This is a genomic window from Teredinibacter franksiae (genome assembly GCF_014218805.1).
GTDB classification, from domain to species: Bacteria; Pseudomonadota; Gammaproteobacteria; order Pseudomonadales; family Cellvibrionaceae; genus Teredinibacter; species Teredinibacter franksiae.
This window is the reverse complement of record NZ_JACJUV010000001.1, coordinates 1,466,996-1,488,263: the sequence shown is the minus strand read 5'-3', so window position 1 is coordinate 1,488,263 and position 21,268 is coordinate 1,466,996. Positions and strand designations below refer to the sequence as shown.

The 21,268-nt window shown below is 48.5% G+C and carries 15 protein-coding genes; 6 read left to right on the top strand and 9 right to left on the bottom strand.

Features of this window, described 5'->3' with window-relative positions; all coding sequences use genetic code 11:
* Positions 1–62: 62 nt before the first annotated feature.
* Both H5336_RS05975 and H5336_RS05970 read right to left on the bottom strand, forming a co-directional pair.
* Positions 63–1,454, bottom strand: a complete 1,392-nt coding sequence (locus tag H5336_RS05975; RefSeq protein ID WP_221627993.1) for a ribonucleotide-diphosphate reductase subunit beta — start codon at positions 1,452–1,454, stop codon at positions 63–65.
* 117 nt (positions 1,455–1,571) lie between these two features.
* Positions 1,572–4,460 carry a ribonucleoside-diphosphate reductase subunit alpha gene (locus H5336_RS05970; RefSeq protein WP_185232339.1) on the bottom strand — a complete coding sequence of 963 codons (2,889 nt, stop codon included), beginning with the start codon at positions 4,458–4,460 and terminating at the stop codon, positions 1,572–1,574.
* A 532-nt stretch (positions 4,461–4,992) separates the two neighbouring features.
* Here H5336_RS05970 and H5336_RS05965 point away from each other — a divergent pair.
* On the top strand, positions 4,993–5,571 hold the full coding sequence (locus H5336_RS05965; RefSeq protein WP_185232337.1) for a hypothetical protein: 579 nt from the start codon (positions 4,993–4,995) through the stop codon (positions 5,569–5,571).
* A 40-nt stretch (positions 5,572–5,611) separates the two neighbouring features.
* Here the strand turns inward: H5336_RS05965 and argF are convergent, their stop codons facing one another.
* Both argF and H5336_RS05955 read right to left on the bottom strand, forming a co-directional pair.
* A complete protein-coding gene (argF, locus tag H5336_RS05960; protein ID WP_185232335.1) occupies positions 5,612–6,526 on the bottom strand; it encodes an ornithine carbamoyltransferase in 915 nt (304 codons plus the stop codon).
* 4 nt (positions 6,527–6,530) lie between these two features.
* Positions 6,531–7,694 carry an acetylornithine transaminase gene (locus H5336_RS05955; protein ID WP_185232333.1) on the bottom strand — a complete coding sequence of 388 codons (1,164 nt, stop codon included), beginning with the start codon at positions 7,692–7,694 and terminating at the stop codon, positions 6,531–6,533.
* A 342-nt stretch (positions 7,695–8,036) separates the two neighbouring features.
* Here H5336_RS05955 and grxD point away from each other — a divergent pair, with 342 nt between their 5' ends.
* Together grxD and H5336_RS05945 are read left to right on the top strand one after the other, a co-directional pair.
* Positions 8,037–8,369, top strand: a complete 333-nt coding sequence (gene grxD / locus H5336_RS05950) for a Grx4 family monothiol glutaredoxin (RefSeq protein WP_185232331.1) — start codon at positions 8,037–8,039, stop codon at positions 8,367–8,369.
* Between the two features lie 97 nt (positions 8,370–8,466).
* Entirely contained in the window at positions 8,467–9,618 is a 1,152-nt protein-coding gene (locus H5336_RS05945) for an endo-1,4-beta-xylanase (RefSeq protein ID WP_185232329.1), read from the top strand.
* 562 nt (positions 9,619–10,180) lie between these two features.
* Here the strand turns inward: H5336_RS05945 and H5336_RS05940 are convergent.
* Positions 10,181–10,342, bottom strand: coding sequence for a hypothetical protein (locus H5336_RS05940; RefSeq protein ID WP_185232327.1), 162 nt, complete (start codon positions 10,340–10,342; stop codon positions 10,181–10,183).
* Between the two features lie 573 nt (positions 10,343–10,915).
* Here H5336_RS05940 and H5336_RS05935 point away from each other — a divergent pair.
* Positions 10,916–12,034, top strand: a complete 1,119-nt coding sequence (locus H5336_RS05935; protein ID WP_185232325.1) for a TIR domain-containing protein — start codon at positions 10,916–10,918, stop codon at positions 12,032–12,034.
* A gap of 54 nt (positions 12,035–12,088) precedes the next feature.
* On the opposite strand, the gene H5336_RS05930 is transcribed toward H5336_RS05935, so the two are convergent.
* A complete protein-coding gene (locus tag H5336_RS05930) occupies positions 12,089–14,278 on the bottom strand; it encodes an alpha-glucuronidase family glycosyl hydrolase (protein ID WP_185232323.1) in 2,190 nt (729 codons plus the stop codon).
* A gap of 2 nt (positions 14,279–14,280) precedes the next feature.
* Positions 14,281–16,953 (bottom strand): glycoside hydrolase family 3 C-terminal domain-containing protein, encoded by a 2,673-nt coding sequence (locus H5336_RS05925; RefSeq protein WP_185232321.1) that lies wholly within the window; start codon positions 16,951–16,953, stop codon positions 14,281–14,283.
* Positions 16,954–17,503: 550 nt separating this feature from the next.
* On the opposite strand from H5336_RS05925, the gene H5336_RS05920 reads away from it, so the two are divergent.
* Both H5336_RS05920 and H5336_RS05915 read left to right on the top strand, forming a co-directional pair.
* Entirely contained in the window at positions 17,504–18,238 is a 735-nt protein-coding gene (locus tag H5336_RS05920; protein ID WP_185232319.1) for a hypothetical protein, read from the top strand.
* Positions 18,181–18,822, top strand: coding sequence for a hypothetical protein (locus H5336_RS05915; protein WP_185232317.1), 642 nt, complete (start codon positions 18,181–18,183; stop codon positions 18,820–18,822). The genes H5336_RS05920 and H5336_RS05915 overlap by 58 nt, the downstream gene beginning before the upstream one ends.
* 251 nt (positions 18,823–19,073) lie before the next feature.
* Here the strand turns inward: H5336_RS05915 and H5336_RS05910 are convergent, their stop codons facing one another.
* Positions 19,074–19,334, bottom strand: coding sequence for a hypothetical protein (locus H5336_RS05910; protein ID WP_246439039.1), 261 nt, complete (start codon positions 19,332–19,334; stop codon positions 19,074–19,076).
* Positions 19,335–19,789: 455 nt separating this feature from the next.
* Positions 19,790–21,076 (bottom strand): L-lactate MFS transporter, encoded by a 1,287-nt coding sequence (locus H5336_RS05905; RefSeq protein WP_185232315.1) that lies wholly within the window; start codon positions 21,074–21,076, stop codon positions 19,790–19,792.
* Positions 21,077–21,268 lie beyond the last annotated feature (192 nt).

The following is a 21,268-nucleotide window of genomic DNA, read 5'->3' as shown; positions in this document are numbered from 1 at the left end:
GATGTGACGCCTCCTGATTTACAATGCCGCCCGCCGATGCGGGCGGCATAACTTTTTATTGATTACCAGCTTAGCGCGCCACCTGTTTGATATTCAATAACGCGTGTTTCGAAGAAATTTTTCTCTTTGCGTAAATCCATAATTTCGCTCATCCAGGGGAATGGATTTTGCGCACCGGCATAGGCTTCTTTTAAGCCCAGCTGCGCCAAGCGACGATTGGCAATAAAGTGCAGGTACTCTTCCATAATCGAAGCGTTCATACCGAGCACCCCTCGCGGCATGGTGTCGCGTGCGTAGGCAATTTCCAGTTCAGCACCTTCCAAAACCATTTGTGTTACTTCTGCCTGAAAATCTTCGGTCCACAGGTGTGGGTTTTCTAATTTAATTTGATTAATAACATCTATGCCAAAATTTAAGTGCATAGATTCGTCGCGCAAAATATATTGGAACTGTTCAGCTACGCCGGTCATTTTATTGCGGCGCCCCATGGAAAGTATTTGCGTAAAGCCGCAATAAAAGAAAATTCCTTCGGTGATAACGTAAAATCCAATCAGATTGCGAAGTAGTTCCTGATCGGTTTCTGGCGTGCCGGTGCGGAAGCTGGGGTCGTTAAAGCCCTGCGTATGGGAGATGCTCCAAGCCGCTTTTTTTGCCACGGAGGGTACTTCGCGGTACATATTAAAAACTTCGCCCTCATCCATGCCTAGCGATTCAATACAGTATTGGTAGGCATGCGTGTGAATGGCCTCCTCAAAAGCTTGACGCAAAAGGTATTGCCTGGCTTCTGGGTTGGTAATGTGGCGATAAATGGCCAGCACTAAATTATTGGCGACTAGCGAGTCGGCTGTGGAAAAATAGCCAAGAGACCGCATAATAATGGTGCGTTCGTCTTCTGTTAGGCCTTCTTTGTTTTTCCACAATGCCACGTCGGCGGTCATATTGACCTCCTGCGGCATCCAGTGGTTCGCGCAGCCGTCCAGGTATTTTTGCCAAGCCCACTCATATTTAAAGGGAACCAATTGGTTGAGGTCGGCGCGGCAATTAATCATTTTTTTATCGTCAACCTGAATTCGGGTTGCGCCCATTTCAAGTTCTTCTAACCCGGGTGCTGGGTCTAGCTCTGTGATCGCCCGCTGGGCTTTTTCAACGCCGCTTAAACTTGTGTTTTGTGCAGCGGCCGGCGGCGGCGTTGTAGCGGCCTGGTATTCGGCGCTGGGCTCAGCAATAGACGCGCTATCAGTGGCGCCCGTTGGAGCCGTTGCCTCTGCAATAACCGGTGCTTCGGGCAATTCAATTGGGTTTGCTGTGGCGTTAAGTGTTTCGGTGTTGCTCATTGCCTGTTGAGCGGCATGGGGGGTGATATCGGTGGCGTCAGTGCGCAACGCATCCATGGCAGACCTGCTGATAGCCTGCAGGGGGTTGCTGTCTTCGGTGTAGTCGTCCCAACTTAGCATGTGTGATTGTCTCTTTTAAAAATAAGTGTTGTTTGTGTGCGGAAGTCTGCGGCGGGGGCTAGCCCCCGCCTATCAGACCCATCTCCCCCTTCAGTTATTTGGGAGAAGGCTTGCGCTTTATTGGCAAGCCTCGCAATCGGGATCGTCCAGTGAACAGGCTTGGGGTACGTCGGCTGCGGCACCTAAATTTGCCGTTGAACCGGAGGCAACAGCGTTCAAGGTGCCTCGATCAATCGTTGACTTCTCGGTTGTTGTTGCTGACAGCGCGCGTAGGTAATAAGTTGTTTTTAGGCCGCGATACCATGCCATACGGTAGGTGATATCCAGTTTTTTACCGTTGGCGCCAGCAATGTAGAGGTTGAGGCTTTGGGCCTGATCAATCCACTTCTGACGACGGCTTGCGGCGTCGACTATCCAGCGGGGTTCCACTTCAAAAGCTGTGGCGTAGAGTAGTTTGAGTTCGTCTGGGATACGGTCAATTTTCAGTACTGAACCTTCGTAATACTTCAGGTCGTTTACCATTACGGAGTCCCACAGGCCACGGTCTTTTAATTCGTGAACAAGGTAAGAGTTTACTACCGTAAATTCGCCAGAAAGGTTCGATTTTACGTAAAGGTTTTGATAGGTGGGCTCAATGGATTGGGAAACCCCGGTGATGTTGGCAATGGTCGCCGTAGGCGCTATGGCCATAACGTTGGAGTTACGCATGCCTTTTGCTTGAACCCGTGCCCGCAGTGTATCCCAGTCGAAGGTTATGGAGCGGTCCTGTTCAATAAATTGCTCGCCACGGTTTTGGGCCAGCAACTGAATTGAGTCAATGGGTAGTATGCCTTTGCTCCACAACGAGCCGTCGAATGTGGAATATTGGCCACGCTCTTCTGCCAGCGCGCTGGAAGCGCCAATAGCGAAGTAACTTACGGCCTCCATTGAGCGGTCGGCGAACTCTACGGCCGCATCGCTGCTATAGGGGATACGCATTTTGTAGAGTGCATCCTGAAAACCCATAATGCCGAGACCGACGGGGCGGTGACGCATATTGGATGTTCGTGCCGATTCAACGGAGTAGTAGTTAATGTCGATAACGTTATCGAGCATGCGTACGGCGGTGTTGATGGTCTGTTCGAGTTTTTGCTGATTGAGTTGGCCATCTTCCACATGCTGTGCGAGATTCACCGAACCCAGATTACACACTGCAATTTCTTCATTGGCCTTGGTGTTAAGGGTGATTTCCGTACACAGGTTGGAGGAGTGTACAACGCCAGTATGTTGTTGTGGGCTACGCAGGTTGCAAGGGTCTTTAAACGTAATCCAGGGGTGGCCGGTTTCGAAAAGCATGCCGAGCATTTTGCGCCAAAGGTCTAAGGCGCGTACTTTTTTAAACGGCTTGATTTTGCCAAGCGAAGCTTCTTTTTCGTAGTGGCAATAACGTTCTTCAAACGGCTGTCCGAATAAGTCGTGGAGGTCGGGCACGGTATTGGGCGTGAACAGTGTCCAGTCTTTATCTTCGAATACCCGCTTCATAAACAGGTCGGGTACCCAGTTGGCGGTATTCATGTCGTGAGTGCGGCGGCGATCGTCACCGGTATTTTTTCGCAGCTCCAGAAATTCTTCTATATCTAAATGCCAGGTTTCGAGATAAGCGCACACCGCGCCCTTTCTTTTGCCGCCTTGGTTGACCGCAACGGCGGTATCGTTGGCCACTTTTAGGAAGGGTACAACGCCCTGTGATTTACCATTGGTGCCCTTAATGTAAGCGCCTAAAGACCGAACGGGGGTCCAGTCGTTGCCTAAACCTCCCGCCCACTTAGACAGCATGGCGTTGTCTTGTACGGCACCGTAAATACCGTGCAAGTCGTCGGGTATGGTGGTGAGGTAGCAGGAACTTAATTGTGGGCGCAAGGTGCCAGCATTGAATAATGTGGGGGTGGAACTCATGTAATCGAATGAACTCAACAAACGATAAAATTCAATAGCGCGCTCGTTTTTCGCTTCTTCTTTTTCCGCTAGGCCCATGGCAACACGCATAAAAAATACCTGCGGTAATTCAATACGAATGTCGTTGCTGTGAATAAAGTAGCGGTCGTAAAGCGTTTGTAGCCCAAGGTAGGCAAATTGGCTGTCTCGTTCGGGTATCAGCGCTTTGCCTAGGGTGTCTAAATCGAACGCCAGTAACCCTGGTGCTAATAGTTCGAGTTCAACGCCACGTTGAATGTATGCCGACAGGGCCTGGGGGTAGTAATGCTCCATTTCAGCCATAGTGGCCTGTGGAGCGATGTTAAGAAAATTCAACGCTTCGGCGCGCAGTTTGTCGAGCAGCAATCGCGCGGTTGCATAGGTGTAATTGGGTTCTTTTTCTACCAGCGTGCGTGCAGAAATAACCAGAGATGTGTTCACATCGTCGGCGGATACACCTTCGTATAGGTTGCGCATTGCTTCCTTCAGAATGGCTTCGGCATTGACATCTTTTAGCCCGGAGCAGGCCTCGGTTACCACGGTTTGCAAGCGCAGGATATCCAGTGGCGCAGAGCTGCCATCGGCATTTACGACGGAAATGTCGGGGTAAGCAACACTGGACTGAGAGAGCTTTTCTTTATCGGCGCGCAGCTTGGCGCGCTCTGCGCGATACAGCACATAGTCGCGGGCAACTTTATGCTCGCCGGCGCGCATGAGCGTGAGCTCTACTTGATCCTGAATCTCTTCAATGTGGATGGTGCCACCGGAGGGCATGCGGCGTTTAAACGTTGCGCTGATTTGCCCGGTAAGGTTTTCCACCGTTTCATGAATGCGGCTGGATGCGGCCGCAGTGCCACCTTCAACAGCGAGAAAAGCCTTGGTAACGGCGATGGAAATTTTATCGTCTGTGTAGGGAACAAGTGTTCCATTTCGCTTGATGACCCTGAGCTGGCCAGGTGCGGTTGAGGCTACAGAGGCGAGAGAGGCATCTGCTCCAAGGGATGATGGAGTAGTGGTTGGTACGTTTACGCTTGAGTTTTCAGTGCTTTGCATAGATGAGCCCGATCTTCCTTTTTGGGAAAATAAGTTTAGTGGTACTTTGATGTAATTCTTGGTGTCAGCCAGGAGACGCTGAACATTACAACCGCCGGTTTTGGTGCAAGCTTTTTATTGTGGATAGGCTTGCTGCAGGTTTGCAGTGTTCTATATTTGCCGTTGTTTTGGCTGATGGCTTCCTGTCCAATAACACCACATGTTGGGGTTGTTTAAGATCTGGATACAAGATAGTGCGTTTTTTCCGGTTTTGCAATATCGAAACGTTGCTGGTTTCCTGTGGGTAAAACGTGGGTAACACTGTGGATAAGTGGGCGCTAACCCCCGGCTCTTAGTTACATAGGCGCTTGGTAATGTTTAGTAAAATTGACTTAAATCTATAATATTTTCCTCTTAATCGTGTAGGTGCTTATGCCTGTTTTTCAATAAAAAAGACGTAGCGCTGTCGATTTTGAATTCAGGAAGGGTTCAGATGCGCGCGCGCAAACTGTTCGTAACGCTGAGTATTAAGTCGTTTACGAGGAGAGGCAAAATGAGAATATTCACCAAGCTTGCATTGATCATCGCCAGCCTGCTAGCGCTCACCGCCTGCGGTGCTGAGTACGCACATACCGGTAGCCATTATCATCAGGTTGACCACCAGGAAGTAGAATACGTTGTGGTGGAGGAGGTGGTGACCGTTATCGATGTGCCCGAGCTGGAATCCTTCGATATGGTGGATAGTTACGGCAACAGTTCGGAGTTCACGCCCAATAAGGCGTTGGCTGTTAGCCCTTATGTCGATAATGGCTGGTTTGAAGTTTACTGGCAGGCTGATAGTTGGGACGACTACTGGGTGGAGTATTATATTAATAATAGCCCCAGCCTTGAAGCAGCCGCGTATGTAGGTTCGCAGCAGTGCGGTATGGGATTGGAATGTGAAGAGGATGGCTTGCAGTTCTGTCAGTACACCTCAGATTTCCAGCTCTGGTGTGATACGGGTGAAGACCAGGTTACCGATATTAGCGAAATGGTTCATGCCATTCCGCAAACGTTCTACTTTATTTTACAGGTGTGCGACCTGTGGTACGAGTACTGTGAGTACAGCTATTACCCGGTATTATTCGAATAAATAAATTGGCATAAACAAAAAGTTGGAACAGAGGGCAGCCCTATTGGCTGCTCTCTTTTAGGAAACACATCAGCGCTTTTTGTGCGTGTAATCGGTTTTCTGCTTCGTCCCACACAACTGAAATTGTGTCGTCTTCCATCAGTTCATGGCTGACTTCTTCGCCGCGGTGTGCCGGGAGGCAGTGCATAAAAATAGCCCCTGGAGCAGCATGCTTCATGAGTTCGTGATTAACTTGATAGCCTTTAAATTGGCTTTCGCGAAGTTGCTGTTCTTGTTCTTGGCCCATACTGGCCCAAACATCTGTCACTACCCAGTCGGCACCTTTTATGGCTTCAGCAGGGTCGCGTACAATCTTTACGCGGGTGTTGTTAGCCGCAACTAAGTCGGCGTCAGGTTCGAAGCCTTCTGGGCAGGCTATGTTAAGCTCGAAATCACACAGGCGCGCAGCGTTAATGTAGGAATGACACATATTGTTGCCATCGCCTATCCATGCCACTTTTTTGCCTTTAGGGCTACCACGGTGCTCTACGTAGGTTTGAATGTCGGCTAGCAATTGGCACGGGTGGTAGCTATCGGTTAACGCGTTAATAACCGGTACTTGTGAATATTGAGCAAAGCGCTCAATATTTTCATGCGCGAAAGTGCGGATCATTATCATGTCGACCATGCGCGAGAGCACTCTGGCTGAATCTTCGATCGGTTCGCCCCGCCCAAGTTGTGTGTCGCGCGACGAAAGGAATATGGCGCTGCCACCGAGCTGGGTCATGCCTGCTTCAAATGAAACCCGCGTACGGGTCGATGATTTTTCGAAAATCATACCCAGTACTTGGTTCTTGAAGGGTTCGAAAACCGCGCCTTTCTTATGCGCCGCTTTTTGTTTAATAGCATTGTCAATAATGCTATTAAGCTCTTCTAGAGAAAGGTCGAGAAGTGTGAGGAAGTGTCTTGTAGCCATAGCATTAAAACTCTGAAATGAGCGCCACAACAGTTTGCACAATGTCTTGTGCCTGTTGGTCAGAAATAATCAGTGGTGGTAGCAACCTTACGGTGCTGCCAGCGGTTACATTTAGAAGAAGGCCTCTTGCTTTGGCTTTTGCTACCAATTCAGGGCAGTCCCTATTTAACTCAATACCTATCATTAGGCCTTTGCCGCGAATATCGACAACATTTTTCGAGCCTGCTAGGGCATCGCTAAAGCTGTTTAGCAGTGTTTCGCCCAAGTGTGCTGCGCGCGCTATCAGCTTGTCTTCAACGAGTGCGGTGGTGGCTGCGAGTGCGGCGTTACACACTAACGGGTTACCGCCAAAGGTGGAGCCATGGTTGCCCGGTTGCAGTATTTCTGCGGCTTTTCCCTGTGCTAGGCAAGCGCCAATGGGTACGCCGTTACCAAGGCCTTTTGCTGTGGTTACAACATCGGGAAGGATGTTGTTGTGTTGATAGGCGAAAAACTTCCCCGTTCTACCGTTGCCCGTTTGTATCTCGTCGAGCATCAGCAACCAATCGTTTTCGTCGCACAGCGCCCGCAACTGATTCAGGTAATCGTCGGCAGGGACATTAACGCCGCCTTCGCCTTGTATAGGCTCGACCAAAATAGCGACGGTGTTTACCGTTGCTGCGGCTTTAATTGCATCAATATCGTTGTAATTGACGTGAGTAAAACCGCTTACCAAGGGTTCAAACCCGGCTTTAACTTTTACGTTGCCGGTCGCCGAGAGGGTTGCCATAGTACGGCCGTGAAAACTATTATCGGCGGTAATGACCTCGGGGTGGCTAATGCCTTTTTGTTGACCGTATTTTCGAGCGATCTTTAATGCGGCTTCATTCGCTTCAGCGCCAGAATTGGAAAAGAAAACTTTTTCCATGCCGGAAAGTTCTACGAGTAGATTACCGAGTTTTTGTTGTGGTTCGATAAGGTACAGGTTAGAGCAGTGCACAAGCTTTTCTGCTTGCTCGCAAATAGCGCGCGTTACGGCAGGGTGGTTGTAGCCGAGCCCGCAAACGGCTATTCCAGATAAAGCATCAAGATAGCGGTTGCCTTCAGTATCCCACAGGTAAGCGCCATCACCCTTAGTGAGGGTCGTGGTTCTTTCTCCATAAGTGTTCATAAGCGTAGACACCGACATTTGTAACTCCCCAAAACAAAACAGGCAGCTACGGCTGCCTGATAAACGAGCATTCTATAAACAAAACTTTGTTTTGTAAAATAGCGAGGTGAAGTGCGTTTTTACGCAGCATAGTGTGAATTTTGGGTGAAAGGCTCGAAGATGAAATTTAACGTTAGTTTTACTGACGAAGATCAGTGAATCGAGTTCTTTGGGAGGTATTCTTACCTACGCACGCAACGTGTGCGGTTTAAGGCGCTGTCTCCTGGCCGGTTGCACCGTGGCAATAGAGGTAGGAAGGCGCGGGCGGCTAGGGTACAATACCCGACTAATTCAGTAGGTTAATAAGCGAGGTTTAAGCCCATGGATGTCATGGAAAGCATCAAAAAGCAGATTGAAGACAATACCGTTATCCTTTTCATGAAGGGCTCGCCCAACGCCCCTCAGTGTGGCTTTTCCATGAAAGCTTCACAAGCGGTTATGGCCTGTGGTCATCGTTTTGCTTATGTCGATGTTCTGTCTAACCCTGAGATTCGTGCGAATCTACCAAAGTATGCCAATTGGCCAACATTTCCCCAGCTTTGGGTGAACGGTGAGTTGGTTGGTGGTTGCGACATTATTACCGAGATGAGCGAAAGCGGTGAGCTTAAGCCGCTGATCGACGCGGCCGCGCCTGCAGAAGAGGCGGGTGAGTAACCCAGCCCTGTGCGATCAAAATGGCCCGGTGTGTCTATGCTCCGGGCCCTTTTAAGCTCAAACCCTCAGCTCTAACTATTTATTCGCTATCGTACATATGACGCTTACCCGCAGACAATTTCTAATTCATGCTGCCGCTGCAACGACTTCCTTTGCATCACTAAAAGCTATTGCTTGGGGAAAAGCTGCGTCGGAGTTTGGGCTGAAAGACCAATTTAAAGATGACTTTTATATTGGTACAGCCTTGAGTGGCCGTAAAATTCGCGAAGCTGAACCCCGCTATATGTCACGTATTGGCCGTGAGTTTAATGCGCTTACCATGGAAAACAGCATGAAGTGGGAGGCGGTGCGGCCCCAAGAGGGCGTATGGCGCTGGGAGAATGTGGACCGATTTGTTGCGCTAGGTGAAAAGCTAAATGCCTATCGCGTGGGGCACGTGTTGGTGTGGCATGCACAAACACCCGAGTGGGTTTTCAGCAAGCCTAATGGCGACCTCCGTTCGCGTAAGGATTTAGCGGGGTTGATGGAGGCTCATATTCAAACCTATGTCGACCGCTATAAAGGGCGCATTCATGCCTGGGATGTGGTTAACGAAGCTATTGATGGCGGCAAAGCGTGGCGGAAAAGCCATTGGTACAATATTTTGGGTGAGGGGTATATCGATAGGGCGTTTAATTGTGCCCATGATGCTGACCCTAAGGCCCATTTAATTTATAACGACTACAATATGGATCAGCCTCATAAACGTGAGCAATTACTGAGCTATATTCGTCGCGCGAAGAAGCGAGGCGTGCCGATTCATGGTGTTGGATTGCAAAGCCATGTTGGTTTATCGTTTCCCAATATTGACCAATTCGAACAAAGTATTGAGGCCTTTGCCGCAGAGGGTATGCGTATCCATATTACCGAGCTGGATATGGATGTATTGCCGGTGGCTTGGGAACATGTTGGTGCAGAAATTTCGACACGGTTTGAATATTCTAAAGAGTTGAACCCTTACCCCAACGGCCTGCCCATGGACGTGGAGCAGCTTATGGTAGAGCGTTATGTGCAATTTTTTAAGCTGTTCTTGAAGCACCGAGATAAAATTGATCGCGTAACTTTTTGGGGCGTTGGTGACGGCGAGAGCTGGAAAAATGATTTCCCCGTTATTGGTAGAACCAATTACCCGCTACTGTTCGACCGCGATTACAAAAAGAAAAAATGCTATCACGCTATTGCTGCCCTCGGACATACCAAACCACAATGATAAGTGTCTAAATTTATTGGGTTGTACGCTATAGGTACGTGTGCGTGTATCAAACGCTAGGAAGGGCGTGGCTTAGTATGCCTTATTGTGGCGTTGGCCTGCTTGAAAAGATGGTCAGCCTTCCTCTATGCCGTCCGTCTTACACTAAAGTTTGCCAGACGACGCAGAGGCTAAAATCAATTATTAGATGTGCCCTTTAGTTTGAATGAATGACATTGTGGTGGTATCTCGGGTTCTACCTTGTAAAGTTTTTCTTTCAGTGCGCCTGGTTCACGTACCACGCGCATTACCTTAATAATACAGCTGTTACCCAAAACGGCGTAAAGCACTTTATAATTTTTGTCTGTTTGTGGCGTGAAGTAAAATTCGGCATCACAGTGCTCAATTTCTTTTAACGTATTTACCCTTTGTGTTGAGCTTGCAAATAAATCGGGTGCAGGGCCTGGGGGCATCATTTTTTTCCATGCCAACTATAACTAATGCCAATGCCGAGTATGTGTTCGGCGTCTACATTCATTTCTTTTGCCACAACAGCTTGCTTCGCATTGGAGGGTTCCAATGTTTAACGTTGGCATTGGCTCACCAGCAATAGCGTCGGTGCCTCTACGGAGTATTGCTTAAAGGCAAGCTTGGCCAAATCTCCACCCTGTGGCTGCTGGTATTGGTTGGTTGAGCAGGAGTGTAGCCCGATTAAACTGATAGGCAATAGCGCCACTTTTTTCATTGGTTGGAACCTTGAGTGAACCGGAAAAAGCGTATGAAATAATTTGTATCGGGTTTATTTTAGGTGATTGAGTTTACGTGGTGAGCAAACAATAACCTCCATAGTAGTGTAAACGAGCCATGTAGAGAAATTTGTCATATGCGAAATATACAGGCTTGATGTTGAGTTAATAGAACGATCGGGTATACGTTTAAATGCATTACTATCTAAAGAGGGGTTGGGCAGCATAATCCTTTCGAAAGCCGAAACGCTAAATTGACGCACATTGCAATCGCTGCACGAGCTTTCAGTAACCAGTAACCAGTTTACGAGAATCGTTGAGCCGATAGTCAATTTAATTGTGGCAGCGGTATTGATTGTTTCGAGGGGTACATCTAAAAGCCCCTCTTCCTGTGAGCCTACCTCCTATTGTTTGTCACCTATTCCTTGTGTTGATGCGAGCGTCACGGGTGGTACGTGGTTTTAATTCTGGCTTTACTAAGCGTGAAAACCATTAGCATATTAACTAGACATTTGTCATTCATGAGATTTATGCTGTTCCCACACGTATGGATACATCGATGGAGGTACACAATGGCGCAGGTATTTCTCAGTTATTCCCGTAGGGATGAAGAAACGGTATTTAAAATAAGGAAATCGTTGGAGCGGCGGGGTATTGATGTCTGGATAGATCAGGACGATATAGGCACTGGTTCGCGTTGGGACATTCAAATCGAACAGGGTATACAGGAAAGCCGTATTATTTTGGTCGTGCTTTCACCCGCTTCAGTAGAATCGCCCAATGTTGGTGACGAGTGGAGTTATGCACTGGATAAGGGTAAACACATTATTCCGGTGATGCTGGAGCTGTGCGAAGTGCCTATGCGCATTGCCAGTTTACAGCGTATTGAATTTTTTGAAAATTTTGAAAAGGGTATGGCAAATTTAGCCGCCGCTATTCTTGAAGACAAAAATGTTGCGCGTGCAGCAGGTAAACGTCGAAAACCGTTTAACGTTGAAAAGTTTTTTTCCGCACTAAAACCTGTGGTTGCTATTGCGTTTGTAGCTGCAATTATTGGTGGCGGTTATTACGGCTACCAAAACTACTGGTCGTGGGTGCAAATGCCAGAACAGCTTGTGGGGCAACCTCTGGATTTGGTGCGCCACCAGTTGAAAGAAAAGCAGGTGTCTGTTGGGTTGGTGTATGTTGAACATGCAGACGGCGAAGCTGGCACGGTACTGAGCATTACCCCCGTCTCTGGCTCCACTACAAAGCGTTTTAGCACGGCGACCGTGCGCGTGGTTGCGGATAAGGTTGGTATCCCCGATGTACTCAAAAAACCCTACCAACAGGCCATGGCCGACCTAGTTGGTAAAGGCTTCAGATTGAACGTTGTGCGCGAAGTGAGAGCTGACGTTGAGGTTGGCTCCGTTTTTAAAATGCTGCCAAGCGCTTCTGAAGCTGTGGAAAAGCACGCGGTTATAACGCTATATGTTGCTGGCAAGGGTGGCTGGATATTTTTGGAAAAAGGAGAGTCGGGCGAAATAGTTACGCTAGATAAAAGCTTCAATCTTCGTGAGTCGCCCGTGAGTACCAAGGGTGCCAAGAAAAATGTTATCGGCAAGCTGGCAAAGGATACCCCTGTGCTCATCAATACAGCACACGCCGACGGTTGGCGTAACGTGCGCGTGATTGACCCTGCTGAGGTTTAAAAAAACAGCGGGTTTCACCGAAAAAGGCGAGCGTGTTGCTCGCCTTTTTTGTGGTTACCCACCCTGCCCTGGTGCATAGGGGAATTGTGCGGCTTTGTACTCCGCCAGAGTACCTTGTGGTTTTTCTAGGCCACTAGGAATAGGTAATCGAGAAAATTGCTGGAAATATAGCACGCAGGCATTGCGCCACCAGATGGCTTCTTGCTCTTGAATCTCAAGGGCCATTTTCACTTGGTTAAACGGGTGAGGGTCTATTTTGCTTTCGAGCTTCAGCCATTCTTTGTGCATCTGTTTTACATTTTCTGCACCTTGGTAATAGTGATGTGTTAATTCATCCCAAAGGCTTTTCCCCGATTTCATTTTGTATTCCCAAGGTAGATGATGGAACCACAATAAAAATTCGTCTGGCGTTGTTTCTGGCTTTGCGTAAAGTTGACGTAGCTCAGGGTGGTATTGCTCAATAGCATTTACGCCAGTGGCCGACCGGTTAAAGCCTATGCCTTGGCTGTCGGCACGATGATAATAAACGGGGTTCCAGTCGTCGCGGCCCAGGTTGTTTACCCAAGGGCCAGGTCCGTAGTGGTGTCCGGTACCCATAATATGGTGGAGCCCGAGAGGGGTCATGTAGTTCACGGTGGTTTCTCGTGAAGCCATCATCATATTTGAAATGGTGTTTACGGTTTCGTGGTCGTTGGTTAATGTCATGCGAATCCAGTCGTTGGCGATATCTTTAGCTGTTTGCTCATGATTCCATGCCAAACGGCCAAACACATACCAGTTGGACTGCAACATAATATGGCCGGTCCAGTTTCGGTCACTGCCAATATTGGCGACACCTGCCATACCTGAAATGGTGTTGTTAAATAGCGAGCCGTCGATAATTTTACCAACGGTGGAACCTTTACCCTTGGCGCCAGTGTCGGTGTTTAATACTTCCTCGTACAGCGGACCTAAATACACAAGGTGAGTACTAAGGCCCAGATATTCCAGGGTGATTTGAAATTCCATCATGATGGGTGTTTGGGGTGTTGCACCAAACAAAGGGCTAATGGGCTCTCGTGGTTGAAAGTCGATGGGACCGTTTTTAGATTGGACCAAAACATTTTTGCGGAACTGGCCATCCAGCGGTTTGAATTCCGAATAAGCCTGTTTGCTGCGTTCTTCATTTTTTTCGTTGGCGTAAACAAAGGCTCGCCACATGACTATGCCACCATGAGGTTCTAGCACGTCAGCAAGCATGTTGGCTCCCTCCGCATGGGTTCGGCCGAAGTCCCCGGGGCCGGGTTGTCCTTCGGAATTGGCTTTTACCAGAAAGCCGCCGAAGTCGGGAATCAGCTGATAAATTTCATCCGCTTTAGATTTCCACCATTGCGCGACTTCTGAATTAAGGGGGTCTGAGGTTTTTAGCCCGCCAATAATGTGTGGCGAACTAAAGTTTATCGAGAGGTACACTTTAATACCGTAAGGGCGGAATACTTCTGCCAGAGCAGCCACCTTCTGCAAATATTCTGGGCGCAAAATATCGGGGTTGGCGTTTACATTGTTTAGTACTGTGCCGTTGATACCAATAGATGCGTTGGCCCGTGCATAGTCGTAGTAGCGCTGGTATTTATAATCGGGTAATTTGTGCCAATCCCAAATCGATTCGCCCGCGTAGCCGCGCTCTACATGGCGATCGAGGTTGTCCCAGTGGTTGAGTACACGAATATCTATTTTGGGGATTTCGGTAATATTCAGCGCTGAAATATTCGTATGCGTTTGGATCAGCCGTAGCAGGTGGTAAGTGCCGTAAAGTATGGCGGTATCGCTATTTCCAATAATGACCGTTAAGTTTTTGCCCTGTACGGTCAGGCTGCGAATTCTATAGCCTTCTTCTCCAAGCTTCTCTAGAGGGTTGAGCTGACTGTAGACCTTTTTCGGTAGTGTTTCAGGAGTACCGATAATGAGCTGTTGGTCTTCAAGCTTTTGACTTAAGCGAGGCGGGTGCCCGAGTAAACCCGTTAGTGCGTACTTTAATTCTTCGCGAATAATCTTTGTTGTGGCGGAATTGCCGCTAATATTCAGCGTTTTGAGCTTTTCGCGCATTTGTTGGCGTGTGACCTTGTCTTCTATGGTGTCGTATTTTTGCCAAAGTCGATAACCATCGTTGTTCTCAAAATAGAATTGCGCACAAGCAAAGTGGCTAACGCAGCAGGCTGCGACAAAAATTAATAGCTGTAAGCGTGTTCGGGTTGCTGTCTTCATTTTTAGTTCACTTCAATCTTGGCTTGGGCAATTTGTGTGGCTGCAACAGTTCCGGGTTGACCGGAACCAATGCTGATGTGCAGTTTTCCTTTGTAGGGTTGTGAAATACCCTCGTTGTCAATGTAACGAAGCTGTTTGGGGCTGACGGTAAAGACTTGTGAGGTTTGGCCCCCTGCGTCGAGTTCCACACGTTTAAAGCGGGTGAGTGATCGAATGGGTGTGTTGACCGGTGCGTCGGGCATACTCAAGTAAAGCTGTATAACGTCTGCTCCTGCCTTTTTACCCGTATTGTGTAACTCAACGCTTAACGTTAAAGCTTTGCTCGAAGAGTGCGTACTCGGTAATTGAAGGTTGCGATATTCGAATTGGGTGTAGCTCAACCCGTGGCCGAATGGGTAGAGCACATCACCTTTAAAGTAGCGATAGGTTCGGTTATTGAAGCTGTAGTCTTTAAAATCGGGTAAATCGTTTACGTTTTTATAGAAGGTAACGGGTAGCCGGCCAGAGGGGTTAAATTCTCCCCAGAGTAAGTTCGCAAGTGCGCTGCCTGTTGCTTCTCCTGGGTAGAACGCTTGAACGATGGCATTCAGGTGTTGATCTTCCCAGTTTAATGCCATGGCACTGCCGCTAAAATTGACCATTACGATGGGTTTGTCGAGTGCGCGTAGTACTTGCAGTAGATTGCGTTGTTCGGCAGGGAGTTGCAGATGGGTACGGTCGCCGCCGTCAAAGCCATTGAGCACAACGGGCATTTCTTCACCTTCTAGCTCAGCGGAAATACCGCCGGTGAAAATAATGACGTCGGCCTTGCGTGCGGCTGTCACCGCATTGGCTAAAAAGTTTTCCGATGTATTTACCCAGCGTAATTGAATTGATGGCTCTATAGGGTTTCCCCATTCTGTTCGTAAGAACGTGCGGTAAACCTGTAGCGTGTATTGTTCATCAGCGTTGAGGTTGATAGGGCCATCAACATGTTCGCCGTTAATAAGAATATTGATACCTTTATCGTTTTTAAATAAGTATTGACCTGATTTGCTTGGCATCAGTAGACCTTGCCAGTTAACGCCAAATTCGCCACGCACCTGATTATCTACCGGTGATCGCTGCCAGAAAAAATCGATGGTTGGATCTATGCGACTGAATGCGGGTTCGCCCACCCGTGCTGCGAGCTGGTCGAATGGTTCACGAAAATCGTCACGAGCCTGTTTGCGGTCAGCCTTGTAGTAATCGGCTTTTAATCCGGGGGTAATTTGGTTTTTTTCGTTTAGATGAAACAGTTGTTTTTCATCTACTACGCTGTAATGGCCATATTGATCGGCGATTAAAGGCGAGCCTGGGGCATAACTAACGTTGTTGGCGCCTGCGAACTGGCGAATGCCTTCGAGGGGTGAAACAGGGTGAATGGGATCTCCGTGATAGTTTCCGACAAGGATAGAAGGGTTAGTGGCGTTAGGGCCAATGACAGCAACGCGGGTACCTTTTTGCAGTGGCAGTACGCCGTCGTTTTTAAGCAGCACCAATGATCGCTCAGCGGCTTTTTGCGTAAGTTGTAAGTGGCTGGCAGCGCCAACGCTGCTAATGGGTGTATTCGACCAAGGCACTTGTTCTGCTGGGTCGAACATGCCGAGTTTAAAGCGAGTGGTAAACAATCGCTTTACCGCGTTATCAATGTCGGCCATGGCAACCATTTCTCGCTGCAGGGCAAAATCCAAATTATGGTAAGTGCTATAGCGCTGAGTCCCGCAATTCAGGTCGGTTCCGCTTTTTAGCGCCCAGGCGGCCGCACCGGCGGGTGAATGAATAACGGCGTGATCTTCGCGCCCATAAAAGTCGGCCAGTGCCCCGCAATCTGAGACTACATGGCCACTAAAACCCCAGTCGCCGCGCAGTATGTCTTTGAGTAACGGGTCGCTGCCGCAGGCGGGCTGTCCATTTACCCGGTTGTATGCACACATAATCGATTCTACTTTGGCTTCTTTAACAGCCGCTTCAAATGCTGGTAGGTAGGTTTCGTACAGGTCTTTTGGCGTTGGTTGGTAGTCGTCGGAATGACGCGATTTTTCCGGGCCACTGTGTACCGCGTAGTGCTTAGCCATGGCCGCCGATTTTAAATACTGAGGGTGTTCGCCCTGCAAACCTTTAATGAATTGGATGGCGAGGCGACCGGTTAGGTAAGGGTCTTCGCCGTAGGTTTCCTGGCCACGTCCCCAGCGTGGATCGCGAAAAATATTCACGTTGGGCGACCAAAATGTGAGGCCTGTATAGCGCACTCGCTGGTTATTCTCTACGAAGTAATGGTGCTTGGCTCGCGCTTCATCGGATATCACCGTAGCAACGTCGTTTAATAGCTGTTCGTCGAAGGTGGCCGCTAGACCAATCGCCTGCGGGAAAACCGTTGCCTTACCGGCTCTGGCCACACCGTGAAGTGCTTCGTTCCACCAATCGTAGGCCGGTACGCCTAATCGTTCTATTGCTGGAGCATCGTTGTAGAGTTGACTAATTTTTTCCGAGAGCGACATTCGGGTCACCAAATCATCTACTCGCTCGGTTACCTCTAGCGCGGTGTTTTGGTAGGGCAGTATGGCCGAGGCAGGCGCCTGAGGCTCCACCTCCGAACATGAGCAAAGTAGCACGAGCATGAGTGCCAAGGGCAAGCGCGAAAATAGGTTGGTCATTATCTTATTGTCCTGTTGACTAAAAGCTGGCAAATAATAAGCAATATAGCAGTAGAATAGCAATCATCCGTTTTAGGGGGGGTGAATGCCGGGCTCGGACTACTCTGGAAATAACCGTAAAAATGGCGGTAAAAGTGTTGTTTTTTACCTGTGAATTCATGCGATGAGCCGGGTTGCCATTTGTAAAGGGATCGGATAGCCTTACGGTAATGAATGTAATCGGTTACAAAAATAGATATGACGATTACTGAAGTAGTACCGAAAGTCTTATGAATTTCATCAAAACCCCCATAATTATTCTTGTGCCAAGCAGGGGTTGTTTTGATGTCGGAATGTAACACGTTACATTCCGTGCCGTGAGTAGGTTCAAATTCTTAATTGGACACCTGAAGATATTTGCGGGTATAGCCGTTATAAACACAAAAACCCCAGTTGAAGCCTGACTAGGAGGTGATGAATGCAAAATATAAAAATGATAAATCTGGTTCGCTGACTATTATTTTCCGCCGCCCTAGCCGGGGTGACTACAGCCTGCGCAGAAGAGGCAAAATTGAATACGGACCAAGTTGAATACACGTTAGAAACAAGGCCGCTGGAGGTTATCGCCGGAGATGGCGGTGAGCTTGTTCCGGGTAGTGAGGTGTCGCTGAATGGCCGTCTTGTTGGCACCGTCGATGGGCAAACGGCCATTTGGGAGCAAACCCGAGGAGCATCGGTTGAGGCCTCCGATTGGACAGCAACACCCTTAACGTTTACAGCGCCCAATGTTGATGGCGAGCTAGGGGGTATGAGTTACCGGGGAAATATTGGCTTTCGGTATATCGAAACTGAGTTTGATATTGTTCAAAGCGAGGCGCTTCAGGGGCAGTCCGCTGTGTTCAATGGCCAGGAATTTCTCATTGGCCCCGGCATTGTGCAGCCAGTGGGTGCGGAAGTGAGTACAGTTAACAAGTACAGCGATTTCCTGCCAGCGATTAACCTTGCGCTGGATTTGTCAGACAACCAGATTCTGCGTACCTCTATTACCAAAACAGTCTCCACTCACAATACCGATATGCTGGGTGGTGGCCTTAGCGTAAACCGGACGGCCAATTGCGATTTACGCGATGCCTCGGGGCACGTATATTTTGTGCTACGGGTGGCGGCCAGCAGGGTAACCCGTTGTTGGAGCCGAACCGTAATACCAATGCAGAGATTTCCTCCGAGTGGTATTTCAGCGACTCCAGCATGTTTAGCGCAGGCGCGTTTTGGATTCAGCAAAATACCGGTTTCGAAACCAGCTTAGTCAACCGTGATGAGATTACCGACAGCGATGGTGAAGTATGTGGGTTTGATCTGGATAGCGAATCTTTTCTGGATTATGTGCCTATTCAAACCACCACTACCCGCCAAGAGGCTTCTCACACTTGGGGCGTAGAGCTTAATTATCGGCAGTCATTTGATTTTGCCGAGGGCTTCTGGGGTGATTTTGGTGTGGATACCAATTATGCCTATTCTCCCAGTACTAGCAGCGACCTCGATTTTTATGGTGAGGCGCTACCCGGTACAGGTAATTCCGAGCATCAAACTAACGTATCTCTGTGGTATGAGGCCGGGGGCATACAGGCGCGTATAGCGCACAATTACCGCGGCAAAATGTTCAATGGTGTTAAGTACGAGGGAGATTACCGTTTCGCGTACTGGACGGCGCCAACGAACTATCTTGATGCCTCATTTTCCTTCGAATTCAGTGAAAGGTATAAAGTGTCTTTGCAGGCAACCAACCTGACTGAAGAGTACATTGAAACCTATCATCAGTGGGAAAAAAATGTAGATGGCACCTATTTTTACGAGCGTCGAGTGACTTTAGGTTTTCAGGCAAATTTATAGCTAAGGTATACGTTTTTTCTGAGTGACCTCCTCGCACGTTTTCATAGCCCATCTCGCGGGGGCCTTTTTTTAGCTAAGAAATTGTGGTCGACGCAATGCTGATAGATGATTTAGAGGTGCCCTTAGGTTCGATTAGATATCTCCTGACTTGTGAGCACAAAAAAAACGGCACCCTGAAGAGCGGTAGGCGCCGCTTACTTGTTTTTACTGAATTAATCAGGTTAGTTCAAGTTAGTGGGGGAAATATGGTGTCAGGCGCTCTTGGCCAGATCCGTTTGAATATTAACAAGCTCATGAAAATGCAGGAGTTGCTGTCGGTCGGGATGCTCATTCACATACTCGAACAGCCTGTCGTAAACGAGTGCTTCACGAGTGTAGTTTCCTTCGTCCGTGGGTAGTATGCGTCCGATTTCGGCTACGCGTTGCGCCTGATCGAATTTTTCTTGATTAAGTAGTAGGCGAATCTCACACAGCAAGCTATTGGCAATAATCAATGCATCTTTGTTTCTCATAATGGTAAGTCCTTTTTCTGGGCATCGGTCTAAGCGTTAATATAAGTGTAGATCTAGTTCGGCCGGGAATATAAAAAAAAGCTTCTAAAGACAAAATTCTTCTATAGGCGGGCGTAGCTTAGTCCGCGTTTTTATAGTTAGTTGATATATGACATTTTATTGAACGAAACTTGGGAATAATGGTTACAAATAATGGTAGCGGTGTTACTGGCGTATGACTTGGGAAGGGAAGCGATGATGTGCGAAAGCAGGGGCTAGCGTAATGTACAGCGTAAATTACATGCTAGAAATGGCGAAAGCACTTAGTTTTACTGGGGGAATTAGGCGCGAGGACTGAATAACGGTAAGGAGGTTTTGAGCGCGGATTGCAGTGGTAACGGTCGATGTGCTCGACTCCGCTAACCCCAAAGGCGAAGGGTGTAGCGGAGTTTCGCAAGAAACTAACGAAGGTGGATTTAGCTTGCCGCTTCGGCCAGCGCTACGTCTTTTTCAGCCTCAATTCTGTCGGTTGCGCGAGCAATGTAGACCTTCATCATGAGAGATACAGCCAGTGCTACGACGAAACATCCAGTAAAGATATACAGAGTTGTTTCATAGGAGCCCGTTACGGTTCTTAGGTAAGCATTGATCTGTGGGCCAGCAAGACCGGCCATTGCCCAAGCGGTTAACACGTAACCGTGTATCGCACCCAACTGCTTAGTACCAAACAGGTCGCCGATGAAGGCTGGCAAAGTCGCAAAGCCACCGCCGTAACAAGTGAGGATGGTGTACAGAACAATCTGGAACAAAATTACGCTAGTGATATTCGGCAGTGCCCAAAATAAAACTATCTGCAGAATAAAGAAGGCCATGTACGTGTTGCCGCGGCCTAAGTAGTCGGAAAGTGACGCCCAACCGATACGGCCTAAACCGTTAAACAAAGACATAAGCCCTACAACCGCAGCGGCTTGAGCAGCTGTTAGACCAATGGATTCCTGTGCCAATGGAGATGCGGAGTAAATAACACCAATACCGCAGGTGATGTTGATAAACATCATTATCCAGAGGCCCCAGAATGGAGCGGTTTTAACGGCTTCGTTGGCGGTTTGCTGAGTAAGGTCGGCGGTAATTTTCTTTGTGCCGGCGGCAACAGCGGCTTTCATGCCTTCTGGCATCCAACCTTCGGGTGGGCGCTCTAGATAAGAGGCGGAAGCAAACATCACAATCAAGTAAACCACACCCATAATGTACCAAGTGTTAGCAATACCGCCGTTCTGAACACCAAAGTGTTCAATAATGGCGTTAAACACCGGGCCACCGATCATGGCACCGAAACCAAAGCCCATAATCGCCAAACCTGTTGCTAAACCGCGACGGTCTGGAAACCATTTAACTAATGTGGATACCGGGGTGATATAGCCAATACCCAAGCCAATGCCGCCGAGTACACCGTAGCCAAGCCAGATAACATAGAGGTTTTCCATGCTGGCGCCGAGGCCTGCAATCAGTAATCCGCCGCCAAAGAAGCTGGCCGCGAGCATGCCGGATTTCCGTGGGCCGTGCTTTTCAACAAAGTGCCCCATAATGGCGGCCGACAAGCCCAGGAAGAAGATTGCCAAGCTGAATGTCATGGCAATTTCGTTGTTCGAGGCAGTTTCAATTAGGTTGCCTAGGGGCTTTTTGAATACACTGAAAGCGTAAACAGAGCCAATGGAGGCGTGAACGCCTACTGCGGAGGCGGCAATCAGCCAACGGTTCTTCATTGTCGTGTTCCTATTAGTGTGTGGAATATTTGATTCAAAAATTGACAGGTGTCACTTTACTCGTGTTGGGTATTCATACCGTTGATAGAGGTCAATGCCCTGCTTAATGGTAGCTTATAAAGCCTATATTACAGGTGGATAGCTTTTTTGAGCCGCAAAAAAACCCGGCTGTTCGCCGGACTTTGATGATTT